Origin of the sequence: Acinetobacter sp. ANC 5054 (assembly GCF_002135295.1) — a bacterium.
GTDB lineage: Bacteria > Pseudomonadota > Gammaproteobacteria > Pseudomonadales > Moraxellaceae > Acinetobacter.
Genome location: NZ_NEGG01000012.1, coordinates 81,293 through 95,411, shown reverse-complemented (window position 1 = coordinate 95,411; position 14,119 = coordinate 81,293). Strand labels below are relative to the sequence as shown.

General features: G+C 40.5%; 7 protein-coding genes. 3 read left to right on the top strand and 4 right to left on the bottom strand.

What is annotated here, in order from left to right; all coding sequences use genetic code 11:
- The first annotated feature begins 108 nt into the window (after positions 1–108).
- The 3 genes from B9T33_RS12670 to B9T33_RS12660 all read left to right on the top strand — a co-directional run bounded on the left by B9T33_RS12670 (position 109) and on the right by B9T33_RS12660 (position 7,999).
- Entirely contained in the window at positions 109–1,926 is a 1,818-nt protein-coding gene (locus B9T33_RS12670) for a tetratricopeptide repeat protein (protein ID WP_086179268.1), read from the top strand.
- A 192-nt stretch (positions 1,927–2,118) separates the two neighbouring features.
- A complete protein-coding gene (locus tag B9T33_RS12665) occupies positions 2,119–4,893 on the top strand; it encodes a type VI secretion system Vgr family protein (protein ID WP_086179267.1) in 2,775 nt (924 codons plus the stop codon).
- Positions 4,894–4,906: 13 nt separating this feature from the next.
- Positions 4,907–7,999: a hypothetical protein gene (locus B9T33_RS12660; protein ID WP_143224015.1), complete on the top strand. Its 3,093-nt coding sequence runs from the start codon at positions 4,907–4,909 to the stop codon at positions 7,997–7,999.
- A gap of 20 nt (positions 8,000–8,019) precedes the next feature.
- Here the strand turns inward: B9T33_RS12660 and B9T33_RS12655 are convergent, their stop codons facing one another.
- The 4 genes from B9T33_RS12655 to B9T33_RS12640 all read right to left on the bottom strand — a co-directional run bounded on the left by B9T33_RS12655 (position 8,020) and on the right by B9T33_RS12640 (position 14,117).
- A complete protein-coding gene (locus B9T33_RS12655) occupies positions 8,020–8,979 on the bottom strand; it encodes a formylglycine-generating enzyme family protein (RefSeq protein WP_086179265.1) in 960 nt (319 codons plus the stop codon).
- A gap of 383 nt (positions 8,980–9,362) precedes the next feature.
- On the bottom strand, positions 9,363–10,754 hold the full coding sequence (locus B9T33_RS12650) for an efflux transporter outer membrane subunit (protein WP_171263641.1): 1,392 nt from the start codon (positions 10,752–10,754) through the stop codon (positions 9,363–9,365).
- Between the two features lie 22 nt (positions 10,755–10,776).
- Positions 10,777–12,756 carry a MacB family efflux pump subunit gene (locus B9T33_RS12645; protein ID WP_086179263.1) on the bottom strand — a complete coding sequence of 660 codons (1,980 nt, stop codon included), beginning with the start codon at positions 12,754–12,756 and terminating at the stop codon, positions 10,777–10,779.
- Positions 12,757–12,758: 2 nt separating this feature from the next.
- Positions 12,759–14,117 (bottom strand): MacA family efflux pump subunit, encoded by a 1,359-nt coding sequence (locus B9T33_RS12640; RefSeq protein WP_086179262.1) that lies wholly within the window; start codon positions 14,115–14,117, stop codon positions 12,759–12,761.
- Positions 14,118–14,119 lie beyond the last annotated feature (2 nt).

Below are 14,119 nucleotides of genomic sequence, written 5' to 3'. Positions count from 1 at the left end.
CGCATTTTAGGAAAAATTAAAGCACCGAAAGAGGTGCTTTTTTTGTATATGCAATTAAAATCAGACACAATGAAGGAATAATTAAAAATATTGAATTTTGGGGCTAGTATGTGGTTTTTACTGATACTGATTTTGGGGATACTCGCACTTGCACTTTGGATGTGGAAACGACCAGATCCTGTCCATCGGGATCAGGCCAAGGCAGTCGGGCATGATTTGTGGTTAGAGCAATTAGACGCGCAGCTTAAATACGCTGAACGCTTAATGGCAGATGTGCCTGCCGATTATGCTCGGGCCTATGAGCTATATCAAAATATGGCGAAACAGCATGAAATTCCAGAGGCTTATTTGGCTATGGGACAAATGCATTTGCAAGGGCTTGGACGTGATGTCAGTTTTGAAAATGCACAGCGTTTATTGGAAAAAGCCTTTTCCTTGGGCAGTGATGAAGCGGCTTATGTGTTGGGGCAAATGGCGGAAGGTCAGTACGGTGCGAGTGAAAAAATAATCGAGAAAGCCCAATATTGGTATCGACATGCTGTGGCACGTGGCAACCTTGATGCACAATATCGATTGGCTGAGCTCGACCCACAAGATCAGATGCACGTAATGGAGCAACAACTCGATTTATTGAAAAAAAATGCCGAACAAGGTCATGCAAATTCGCAATATCAACTTGCACAGCATTATTTAAATCGTGCAGAGCCAAATATCAGCTTAGGTCTGGAATATCTACTTGAAGCCGCACAGCAAGATCATTTAGCTGCACTGCATCAGTTACAACAGATGTATCAGCAGGGACAATACTTCCCGCAAAATCAGCATCAGGCATTAACCTATTTAAAACGTGGTTTACTACTGGGCGATCAGCAGTATTTATATGATTATTATCAAGCGGTCTTACAAGGGCAGATCGATATTGATCAACGGCAACGTGTGTATCACGATTTATTGCAGCAAGCACGGGAGCATAAAATTGCTGTGGCCAATCGGCTGTTGGGGATTGCGCATTTTCATGGTTGGTATTTAGAAAAAAAAGAAACCTTAGGTTTTCGCTTTTTAACGGAAGCTGCAAATGAGCAAGATGTGCTGGCAATTGGGATCATTGCAGCGCTTTATTTAGAAAAATATTTGGTGAGTGATGATCCACAAAAAACCTATGAATTGATGCATACCGCACATCAAATTCGCCCCCAATTTTTAAATCAAGTCGGTCTGGCGCTGTGCTATTTTCATGGGATTGGTATTTCACAAAATATCGCCAAAGCTCAGCAATTATTAGCTCAAGCTGCATCAGAAGAATTGAATATGCAGTTGACCTGTGTCGCCGATCAAAACTATGTGATTGGTCGGATGTATGCACTTGCTGAATTCCCTTTACCGACCCGTGAAAAATGTTTGGGTTATTTAAATAAAGCCATGGAGCAAGGTTCTAAAGATGCCGCTTGGTATGTGTACCGTGTTTATGCAGAGCATCTGATCTTTGACGTTGAGGCTGATCCCGAATTGGCTTACTACGCCTTAGTCAAAGCTGTGAAATTCGGACATCGAGACGCACTGACCCAACTCGGCATCATTCACCTAGAAGGCCAATTACAGCCCCAAGATCTAGCAGAAGCATTCAGTTGCCTTTCTGATGCAGCGCATAAGGGGGATCCTGTCGCGATGTACAACATGGGGCAGATGTATGAACAAGGCTTGGGTGTAGAAAAAGATCTAATACAGGCATTAGATGCCTATCAAAATGCGGCAAAGCTGATGAATGCTGATGCCTCAAGCCGTTTAGGTTATTTTTATATTCATGGTATCTCCGTGACACGGGATCTTAAAGTTGCGCAGCAGTATTTACAAAAAGCAGCATTGCAAGGGCATGTGGAGGCGCAGGAGCAATTAGAAAATATTTATGCTTTTTTAAATGTAAATTAACAGTAAAAAATTACGTGACTCTGCGCTAAATAAATGAAGACCCATTGAGCATAATGGGTCTTTTTTAGCCAAATTATCGGTTTTTGATTACATAAAACCAAACAAAGCAACTGTAGAAGGTCTTGGAATATATGAGTTATTTTGATTAAATGCTCGGCACATTTTATAAAAAACTGATTATCGATAATAATTATGTTGAATAATATTTATGCTGCGCTTGAGCAATTGGGCATTAGTCCACAGAAACGTGCTTTGCACATTCAATTTTCCAACACAGCGCTCAATGAACAAGTCTTCATACAACGTATTGATGGGGAACATGCCTTAAGTGAAGGGCTCAATGTTCAGCTCATTTGTTTGTCTACTTCTGCCACGCTCGAACTGAAACAGTTTATTGGCGCACAGGTGGCGATCGACCAAGTTACAGACACAGGACAATTATTTCGTTTAAGCGGCATCATTACTGAGGCATTTCAGGGACAAAGTGATGGTGCGCTAACGCTGTACCGACTCACATTACAAGATGCTACCGCGTTATGGCATAAGCGTCGTAATAGTCGCGTATTTATGAATAAATCTGTGAAAGATGTGGTGCAGACTATTTTCACAGAATGGCAAAAAAAGAGCGCCTTGTTTGCGGCAAGTCTCAGTCTCGATCTGAGCGGCTTGCAACAAGACTATGATACCCGACCCTTCATTATGCAAAGTAATGAAACGGATTATGACTTTATTAGCCGTTTACTGCGCAGTGAAGGGATTCATTGGTTGGTTGATGAAGCTCAGCATTTTGTTGCATCCTCGTCTGCACCGCTACAGCCCCAAAAGCTACGTTTGATTGATGAAAATAGTCAATATCAGGCTCTAGATCGTCGCAATATTCGCTTTCACCGCAGCAGTGCAACTGAAAAGAAAGATAGCATGACCAGTTTTATTGGTCAGCGTCGTTTGCAGCCGACCTCTGTGCATGTGCAGCGTTGGCAGGCCGATATTTTAGAGCAAGATGAAGGTGGTGGTGCAGTACAAACCAAACATAGCCATAGCCAAAATCAAGACAATGCAAGTTTAAGCCTAGAACAGGCTTGGCATGTCAGTCCTGCTTGGATGCAAGACCTGAATGGTGAAGATGGGGCAACTGCAGCAAGTAGCAGCCAAGTTGAGCGCATTAATCAAAATTTAACAGATTATTATGCTGCTCAAGCCAAGCAATTTATCGCCAAATCGACAGTGCGTGATACCCATGTAGGCTATTGGTTTAAATTGGATGAACATCCTGAAATTGATCAACATCGTGGCGCTGATCAAGAGTTTCTCATCCTATCGAAATCCTTCTATAACCAAAATAATTTACCCAAAGATTTAACTGATCAAGTGACGCAGCTGATTCATCAGAGTCAGTGGCAGGTGAAGCAAAGTGATGTTGATGAGCGTCAAGCCAATACACTGGCCTTACAACGCCGTAATATTTCGACCGTTCCTGAATATAATCCCTTAGCGCATCGCCCAGCCACACATCCACAGCGCGCCAAAGTGGTTGGCCCTGCGGGTGAGGAAATCCATGTCGATGAATGGGGACGAATCAAAGTTCGATTCCTATTTACCCGTAGTGATGACCATGGACATGATGGTGGGGCAGGTGCCAATAACAACGATACCGACTCGGCTTGGGTGGATGTACTGACCTCTTGGGCCGGTGAAGGTTATGGCGCACGCTTTTTACCAAGAATCGGTGAAATTGTTGTAGTCGATTTCTTTGACGGTAATATTGATCGTCCATTTGTAGTGGGGCGTATCCATGAAGCACAGCGCAGTCCAACCAAGTTTGATAACAAAGGTAAATTACCAGATACCAAAAAGCTTGCTGGGATCCGTTCAAAAGAAGTGGCAGGTGAGGGCTTTGGTCAACTTCGCTTTGATGATACAACAGGGCAAATCAGTACACAGCTACAAAGCAGCCACGGCACGAGCCAATTGAATCTTGGTAAGCTCAGTCATCCGAAAGACAAGCCTGAAAGTGAAGATCGTGGTGAAGGTTTTGAATTACGTACCGACCAATGGGGTGCAGTACGGGCAGGACAGGGTTTATTGGTTTCGACTTATAAACAAGATGGCGCGAAAGGCGAGCATTTAGACGTAAATGAAGCTAAGAGCCAAATTGAAAGTTCCTTAAAGAACTCTAAGGCTTTAAGTGAAGTCGCCAAGAATCAGCAGACTGACCCACTGGACGTTTTGGAGGGGCTTCAAGCGTTTATCGAAGTTTTAAGTCAAAAAGATGAGAAGAAGGCAGCGGAATTTAAGTCTGCTGTCATGGTATTGGCTTCACCCAATTCGATTGCTTTAAGCAGTAATGAAGATGTACACATTTCCGCAGTTGGTTTGATGAGCCACACTGCGGGAGAGAGTATCAACATTTCCGCGCAAAAATCCTTAATTGGTCATGCCGGTAAAAAAATCAGTTTATTTGCAGCACAAGAAGGATTGAGAGCATTTGCAGGTAAGGGGAAGGTTGAGATTCAGGCACAAGGTGATGGTGCAGACTTCATTGCACGTAAAGGCATTCAAATTATTTCTACTGAAGATACGGTTTATATTACCAGTCCTAAAGAAATAAACTTAACTGCGGGCGGATCGCAAATCAAACTAAATGGTTCGGGCGTGTTTCCGACTACGGGTGGAAAGTTTGAAGCGAAAGCGGGGCAGCATAAGTTTGTGGAAGGGGAAAAGGTAGAGGTTCCACCAATTAAATTAAATTCGTCACCTTGTTATTTAACATTTGAAATTGTCGATGAATTTGGCAAGCCAGGACAAGGTATTGAATATGTAGTTTTCAAATCTGATGGTACGCAAAAAATTGGTAAGACGGATGCTAATGGTAGAACGGAAAGATTTGAAACTGATGGTCCAGAGCAAATAGGTGTGCATATTTCAGATAAAGACGCTTCAAAATATAAAATTATGCAAAATAACTAAATTGGATAAGAAAATGGATAAATATTACGTTGTTGATAATAAAATTCAGCTTAGTAAGCAGGGCGGCGGTTCGCTCTCTAAAGTAAAATACAAAGTACAAATAATACAAAATAACAAAGTAGTTAAAGAGATACAGGATGTAACTGATGAAAATGGGCAAACAAAAAATGTAATAGTAGAAAGTATTTGCCAACTAAGATTTTTTGTTGATGGATTTAAGAGTCCTTATTCAGCTAAAAGTGAATGGATGATCCCATTATTTTCTAAAAGTGATGTAAGTAATATTATTGTCATTGATGAAGATAAGTTACTTGAAAACTCTAAATTTCCAAGTGAACAGAAATATGAATTAAAAAAGAAAGAATTAAGAAATACAATAAAAGTAATGAAAGAGAATTCTACAAAGGGAATTTTTTCAAACAATGGTATCGGAAAAATTAACATTCAAAAATCAGTTTTTGAATTATCGGGTAGTAAGCCAATAGACCCAAAATTTGCAGAAATATTGAAAAATAAAAACTTAAATAATAGTAATGGTTTGATTGAACCATTTGAGCGGTCATTTAAAGATTTAGGCAATAGTTATACTGAGTATAAAAAAAAATGCACAAAAAAAATTTCTAAACCTAAGCAGTTTTATTTGAAGACGTATTCTGTTTTTCAGTTTATGAATTCACAGTCAAAACCTATATCTAATATTCAATATCAAGTATTTGAGAAAAATAATAACAAGCCAATTTTAAATAATTTTCCAAAGAGTGCTGAAAAAAATGGGGTAACAGGAATCGCACTCACTACCAAAAGTAGTCAGGTTAAATATAAAATAGGAAATCAAGATAAAGAGAGTGAATTTTTTGCCCCGATCACTTGTATTGATAAAAATCAAATTAATCAAATTCGTATAGGTATAGCAATGGGTGGGAGCAGCCCGAATGAAAATACTACTGTAGGCTTAGGTAAAGCTAAAAAAATACCAATTGTAGTCAATCCCCATACTGATGAATTGTTAATATTACCTCAGGATGCTTTCGATACATTTGAAAAAATAACGCGTGACTTAGAAGATTCTATAAAAAATATACATCGTGCAAAATATGAATTAGACGAAAAAATGAACTATTTGTCTAGCTCTACTGCTAGGTCTACTGCTGAAATTGAAGAAATTGAAAAAAGATTAAATATTAATCAGCAAAAAGCGATAGAAAAAATAAATGAAAAATTTGGAAATAAAGCAGATTTGCGAGAAGTTTTGGTTTTAGAAACCAAAGGAGATACTAAAACAGGGGAAAAACAACTATTAAGAAAATATTTAACGGCGAAGGAATATGATCAATTAAAGTCAAAGCGACTAAATGGTGAAGCAAAAATAAAAATAAAAACTGCAGCGATTAAATCTAGGAACTATGAAGAAGATGGTGATATAGAAATTGACTTACTAGATATGAAGAAAAGCTTCGATGATTTAAAAGAGCAACTAAGCGTAGAAATTTATAAAAAGAAATTTGGTGATGATGAAAAAGTTATCTACGATATGATAGGTGGGATTGGTGGAGAAATTGCAGAACAATATAAAAATAGTAATGGGGTCAATGTTAGTGTTGAGTCGCAATGGATGCGCTTAGTTGCTGGAAATGGAGGTGAAGCTTCAATACATGCGACTAATAAAGGAACCTCAATTAGAGCAAAAGGCGATCTCTCTGCAAAATTTGTATTATTTGAAAAGCAAAAAGAATGGAGAAGCTTTTATCCAAGTGAAAATGGTTGGAATCTAGAGCTAGAAGATATGGCACTAGGCACTATTCGCTTTATTCGCGGTTGCAGTCTACATGGTTTTGCTGGTGCAAATATTGGATTGGCGGGTAATTTATCGGTTGATTTGCCAATGACTGTTGGAGCACCTCAAGTCGTTTATCCTACTACACGGACACCGAGGCGTACTAATGCTACTTCCCGCGGAATTTTAGAACCTACTGATACAGATTTTGACAAAACAACAGAAAATCAAGTGACAGCCGAAGTAAAAGCATTTGGTGGAGCTCAAATTGGTGTTACTGTTTTGGGCTCTTTAGAGTGGTATAACGATAAAACAGAAAGTCCGGCTAAGTTTGTTAATTTAGCCTCTGCTGCACCGACGCTGGGTGGAAGCATTGGCGGTGGGTTTGAGGGGAAATTTCAAATATTTCTTGAAGGTGGAAAATTTAAATTTCGTGTGGCTATGCATGTATGTTGGGGGATTGGGGCAAAGGGAGCTTTAGACTTTGAAGTTGATTTTAAGCAAATGTGGCATTTTGCGCTGTTTGTAAAAAGTCAATTATTACAAGCGTCATTTAAACAACTTTTATATATTAATGAATTAGCTTTCACTGCTTTAGCGCAAATATTGGCTTATTGTATTGGAGATAATCATCCTTTGACACAAAATGTCAATAAATTAGTCATCGGCTACGGTATTTGGATTAAGGGTATATCTTCCGACCAACAACGTTATAGAGCCGCTATGAATATCAACTCACCCAGCGGTTTAGAAGGTTTAGTCATTGCTTCACCTGAAGCCAAGGGAATATTGATCTATGGGGTAACACACTGGACAACTCGTACAGCTTCTTTGTTTGATATGACGGTTAGCATGAGTGGTTTAGATGTAGAGATTAACCGTTTTGTAACACGTAAAAATGCCATTATTAATATATTTAAAACCTGTATCTCCACTCAGGAATGGATGAATGTCATTCAACATGTGCATCCTCGTGCTGAAACCCAGTCCAAAAGTAATATGCAAAAAATTGAAGGGGATATTATTCGCTTTTTAAACTATGGTGAAGATGCCAGTATTGCTGAAGATATTATTATTGCGCTCAATTCGCGGCAAGACTACGCAGGTGGTCGAGAGAACCAATGGTTAAAAGATTTCCTCAAATACCGTAAGCAGGCAAAACCGATACGAGGCTACCCTTTGAATCATTTAATTGTAAATAATCAAGATGATATGCAATTTAAACAGTTAGATTATATGGGTGGTTATGCAGACAATACTGCTATTTTAGCATCAAATTTAGATATTCTAGCGCCATTTGAAGATCAGGAAATACAACTCTATCAAACTTGATAGAGTTGTATTGGGTGAGACTACATAATTTTTTTAGTTTGGTTTACTACACAGCGTACAGAGTTGTCAAAGTTTGGATTGATAACACCTTTGAATTCGTCATAGAAATCGATTGGTTGTACTGGGTGAGCATGACTACGTCGTACAGTTAAACCTTCCCCCATCTGCAAGGTTTGGCCATCTAGAGGTTTAGCACTACGTAGGACTTTCTCAGTTCCTGCTTTAGGGCCTTGCGGGTTTTTTTCTGGGGAGTGTTGATAGTAATCTGCTGCATACCAGTCGAGCATCCATTCATAGTTGTCTGTAATTAAATCATAAAAACCTAGTGCTGAAGCTGGGTATCTGCCTATTACAGAAATTTCAGCGCCAATAGACTTAAATTCACGAAATAATGCTTGTCGCTGTTTAAAACTCCATACATTTACGCCATTTTCGATTTTTCCTGTATTAGTTGGAAAATGAATTTTTTGACCTCTATTACGAGCAGCAAATTCCCACTGAGCTTCGGTCGGGAGGTCTATGTCAAGTTTTAGTTGTGTGCCTAACCACTGGCAATAATTTCGTCCCTCTTGCCAAGAAACACCTGCAGAGGAAACTGGATATCTAAATTGTGATGAGTGAGACTCAGTTGAACCGACTTGAGGGGTATTGGTTGCAGCACTGTAGATGTCCAAGTCTGCATAAGTGGCTTTATAAGCAGACATGCTAAAGCTATCCAAAGTTACTTTGTGAACAGGTTTACTATCAATCTTGCTGTCATAATGATCAAAATCCCCCATCATAAAAGAGCCACCTTCCACAAAAATCATGTTCTTTTTAGTTTTTTCTAGTAAATGATTAATCTGCTGTTGTAATTCTGGAGAGACTTCAGTGTGAGCTTGTTGACCATTATTCTTTTGAAGGTTATCAGGTGAGCTCTTAGCACATGCAGTCAAGGCTAGGCTAGAAAAGAGAAAAGCAATTATTTTTTGTTTCATCATTCTTAATATCGCGGAAAAAATATAAAACAGATACTAATATGTCAGGAGTAATTGATAAATATCAATTTTGTTAATAACTAAATCTAATTGCTGAGTTATTTGTATTAGAAGCTCATTGAATTATTTTCGTTTGGTTGACAGTTCAGTGTGCATAATTTCCAAAATCAGGATTGATTATATCTTTATATTTATAAAAAAAATCAATTTTTTATCTAGGATTTGCGTGATTGCAGCTAAGCCTTCGCCTACTATGCAAAAATTCTAATGATGTTGATATTTTGGAAATATACCTTGAAATATTCTATTTTTTTAGTGGTCTAAACTATACTTTTAATGAAAATGACTAGATGAAAAGCCCCTCAGGGCTTTTTTACATATAGGAATTAAGGCAACTGCTTAATCGGACTCCCACCTAAAGCTTGCATCAAGGTCACATAAGCATTGTATTGACTTTGCTTGGTTTGAACCAAAGACAGTCGTGCATTACGCGTGGTCTCCTGTGCATCAAGTAAGTTTTTCAATGCAATCGCACCATTACGATAACGAACTTCAGTCAAACGCTCAGTCTTTTCTGCCAATTGCACATTACGTTCTTGTAAAGCAACTTGTTGGCTTAACTCCGTACGGTTGGAAAGAGCATTTTCCACATCGGCAAAAGCCTGATACAAGGTCTGACGATACTGAACAATGGCCTTTTCATAGTCCAAGTCACTAATCGCCAAATCTTTCTTCATATCGTTATATTGCAAGAAGGGTAGGCTTAAGCTTGCGCCCAAAGCGAGTGCAGGATTCTGCAATAAATTACTCAAAGACGTACTGCTCGAACCTAAACTACCTGTCAGACTAATCGACGGATAATAACTGGCTTTAGTTGCATCTTTATTTGCCAGAGTTTCACGCAAACGTAATTCACTGGCTTTTAAATCAGGACGACGCGATAACAAATCCGCAGGCAATCCTGCTGCAATGGTCGGTAGTGCAATACGAGGTAATTTTTGCTGTTCAGAAATATTTAATTGCTGCACAGGCTCATGTAATAACACGGCTAAAGCAGTACGTGTCTCAACCTTTTGCTGAGAAATTTGGCTTAAAGTGGCTTTTTGACTTTGAACCGATTGTTCAGCTTGCGTCAAATCTAAACCTGAAACAGCACCCGCTTTGTACTGAACTTTGACCAGATCATAAGTCTTTTGCGTGCTGGCTAAGTTCTGCTGTGCAATGCTATAGCGCTCATTTAAATAACCGAGCTGCCAATACAGATTAGCAGTCGTGGCAATTAAACTTTGCGCAGTCGCTTGTAAATCTTGCTCAGTTGCCAAAGCTTCCCATTTGGCCGCTTCGGTTTGACTTGCCAAACGTCCAAATAAATCCAGTTCATAGCTTACGCCTGCACTGGTAGATAAACCTTTAGATGAATCATCCCCAGAGTTCAAATCAATATTGTGCCCAGTCGATACACTTGAGCTAACACGAGGACCTTGCTTATTTTCAGCTAGCCCTGCTTGTAAGCGTGCACGTTGCAAGTTAATCCCAGCCACGGCTAAATCGCTATTGGCTGCCAAAACTTGATTGACCAATTGATTTAACTGCGCATCATTAAACAGTGTCCACCATTGATCTGCATAAGCATCAGCATGAATTTGCTGGCTCACTGCCTTGCCATATTTAAAGTTCGATGGAATATTTGTTGCAGGTGCTTCGTATGGTGTTTTAACCACAGCCGCACAGCCCACCAAGGTACTGCTTAGAGCTAAGGCTACTGCAATTTTAGTCAAATTCATTTGCATCATGTTTTCCTTATTCTCTCGACAATGCATCGACAGGGTTAAGTTGTGCGGCATTACGCGCAGGGATAAAGCCGAAGACAATACCAATCATACTTGAGCAGACAAAGGCTGCCACTATAGAGGTGGTTGAATAGGCCATTTGGAAAGTACCGCCTGCAAAATGACTGATCAACTGTCCAATCCCGAGAGAGAGCATCACACCCAATACACCGCCTAAAATACACACCAGTACGGCTTCAATCAGGAATTGCTGCAAAATATCACTTTGACGTGCCCCGACGGCCATACGCACACCAATTTCTTGCGTACGTTCTGTCACAGACACCAACATAATATTCATTACACCAATACCACCCACGACTAACGAAATCACCGCAATTGCAGAGACTAATAACGTCATAGTTTGTGTGGTTTGTTGAATGGTTTCACGAATACTGTCGGAGTTTTGGGTAAATACATCCTGTGCACCATGACGTTGAACCAATAAATTTAAAATGGCATTTTCGGCAGCAGCACTTGGATATTCATCTTTAACTCGAACAATAATACTTCGAACATTAGATTGACCGAGCATACGGCTCATGACTGTTGAATAGGGTAGATACACATTCAGGCTATCTGAGTTGCCCATCATGCTCTTTTGTTCTTCAATGACACCAATGACGCGACTCGGTACACTTCCTAATAGAATCACTTGCCCAACAGGATTTGTACCATCAGCAAAAAATGTCTTTTTGGTGTTGTTATCAATCACCACATCTTGCGCTTGTTCTGTCACGCTGTCTTTATCAAATGGTTGACCTGAAGCGAAGTTCATGCCTTTGACATAGAAGTAATCCTCACTCACACCATTCACCGTTGCAGATGCTTCGGTATCTTTAAAGCGGGCAGTCACGCTAGAGGATACAGTCGGACTTACACCATCAACATAGGGTTGCTCTGATAGGGCAGTGGCATCGGCAGGAATTAAGGTTTTGGATTGCGATGATCTGGAATTATCACCAAAACCTCGACCTTGATACACTGTGATGGTGTTGGTGCCCAAGCTACTAATATTCTGTAAAATTTGCTGTTGCGAACCATTACCCAGTGCAACGACAGAAACTACCGAGGCGATACCAATGATGATCCCCAGCATGGTCAAAAAAGTACGCATACGGTGAGCGTTCATGGCAAGAACAGCCATGCGGAAAGCCTCACCTAAACGATCGATGACAGAGCGCCAACTTGAGGTTTTCTTTTGATTCGACGCTGCGAGCGCTTGCTTTTCTAGGGGTTCACCATCAGTTTCAGGAACATTCGGTAAATCTGAAATGATATTACCGTCACTAATCTCGATAATACGTGTCGCATTTTTTGCGACATTATGATCATGTGTGACTAAAATAATCGTGTGACCCTTGGCATTCAGCTCACGCAAAATACGCATCACTTCAATACCACTATTCTTGTCGAGTGCACCCGTAGGCTCATCAGCAAGAATCACATCACCACCATTCATGAGGGCGCGGGCAATCGAAACACGTTGCTGTTGACCACCAGACAATTGATTCGGACGGTTTTGGGTTTTATCGCCCAAACCTAAATCTGTGAGCAATTGTTTGGCGCGATCATTTCGTTCCGATGCATCTGCGCCTGCATAAATCGCAGGAACTTCGACGTTGCCCGCAGCATTTAAATCACCCAATAGGTGATAGCGTTGGAAAATGAAGCCGAAATATTCACGGCGTAATTGCGCCAGTTCATCTGGTTCAAGTTCGCGGGTTTCACGGCCTTTAACTTTGTAGCTGCCATTTGTGGGTTTGTCTAGGCAACCCAAAATGTTCATTAGGGTTGATTTACCCGAACCCGACTGGCCGACAATCGCGACAAGTTCACCGGGGTAAATCTCAAGATTAACCCCTTTTAGAATCTGGACTGTGCTTTCACCAGCAGGGAATTCACGAGTCAGATTCTTAACCTCAAGTAGAGGTGTTTGATTTTGACTCATAATTACATTCTCATTGGGCCGGCGCCGCCACCACTACGGTTGCTGCGTTTTGCTGAATCATTTGAGGTATCTGAACCATCGGCAATAACCACTTTATCGCCTTGATTTAAACCACGAATCACTTGGGCAGTCACACGGTTATTTAAACCAATTAAAACCGGATGAGGCTGTGCATTACCGTCGGCTTGCACCACTCGCACCATTGCAATAGAGGCCTTGCCTTGTTTAACTAAAGCTTTTTCTGCTTCAGTTAATTCTAAACGTTTAGGACGGTTGGCATTGTCACCACGATCTTTTTGATCACCACGTGCTTCACTTGCAGCAGGGCTAGATGAATCACCAGCGGCATTGGCATTTCTACGTTGTGGACGATTTGAGGTTTGCACCGCAGCCGCAGGAATTGTTAGAGCATTTTTTGCTTCATCTAAAATGATATAAACCTGAGCGGTCATATCAATACGTAATTTGCCATCTTCATTTGGAACGTCAAATAAAGCATTGTAGTAAACCGCTGTACTTGAAGATGAAGTTGTATTGCTGTTGCTGTCAGAATTAATCGAATTTGGTGCAGGCTCAACTTGACGCAGTGTTGCATAATGCTTGGTTTCGCTATCACCCAAAGTGGTGAAGTAAACACGTTGACCTTCTTGAACTTTCATCACGTCTGCTTCAGAAATTTCAGCTTTAATGGTCATGGTGTCCAATTTTGCCAATTTAACAATGGTCGGTGCACTTTGGTTAGCGTTAACGGTTTGACCTTCTTCTGTCACAATCGCCACAATCGTGCCATCCATAGGTGCAATAATTTGCGTATAGCCTAAGTCTTCTTTAGCCGTCGCTAGAGTTAAACGTGATTGTTCGATTTGGGCATTAATTGCCGCAATATCTGCCTGTGCTGTTTTAAAACTTGCTAATGCAGATTCAAGCTCTGCACGGCTTGTTGCATCTTGAGCATACATCGCTTGTTGACGCTTATATTCTGCATCGACCTTGGCTAAGTTTGCATTCTTCACTGCCAACTGAGCTTGTTGATTTTTAATGCTGGCTTCTGCTGTTTTTAAGTCATTTTCCTGACGTACAGAGTCAATGCGCGCAATCAGTTGGCCTTGTTTAACCTCATCACCCAATTGTACATACATCTTTTTCACCTGGCCCGATACCTGTGCACCGACACTCACCATTTTGGTCGCTTCGAGTACACCTGTTGCAAGCACAGAGTTTTCAATGTCCCCACGGCTCACTTCTGCAGTGATGTATTGTGGTTGGGTTTGTTTGGGTTTTAAGAAATACCATGCTGTAACAGCGATCGCCAGAGCAGCGATGATGGCAACGATCAATTTTGCTGGTTTTATTTTAGGCATGA

Bases quoted from the DNA above. Each gene is read 5' to 3' on its own strand.
- B9T33_RS12670 (WP_086179268.1), top strand. From the start codon at position 109: ATGTGGTTTTTACTGATACTGATTTTGGGGATACTCGCACTTGCACTT.
- B9T33_RS12665 (WP_086179267.1), top strand. From the start codon at position 2,119: ATGTTGAATAATATTTATGCTGCGCTTGAGCAATTGGGCATTAGTCCA.
- B9T33_RS12660 (WP_143224015.1), top strand. From the start codon at position 4,907: ATGGATAAATATTACGTTGTTGATAATAAAATTCAGCTTAGTAAGCAG.
- B9T33_RS12655 (WP_086179265.1), bottom strand. From the start codon at position 8,979: ATGATGAAACAAAAAATAATTGCTTTTCTCTTTTCTAGCCTAGCCTTG.
- B9T33_RS12645 (WP_086179263.1), bottom strand. From the start codon at position 12,756: ATGAGTCAAAATCAAACACCTCTACTTGAGGTTAAGAATCTGACTCGT.
- B9T33_RS12640 (WP_086179262.1), bottom strand. From the start codon at position 14,117: ATGCCTAAAATAAAACCAGCAAAATTGATCGTTGCCATCATCGCTGCT.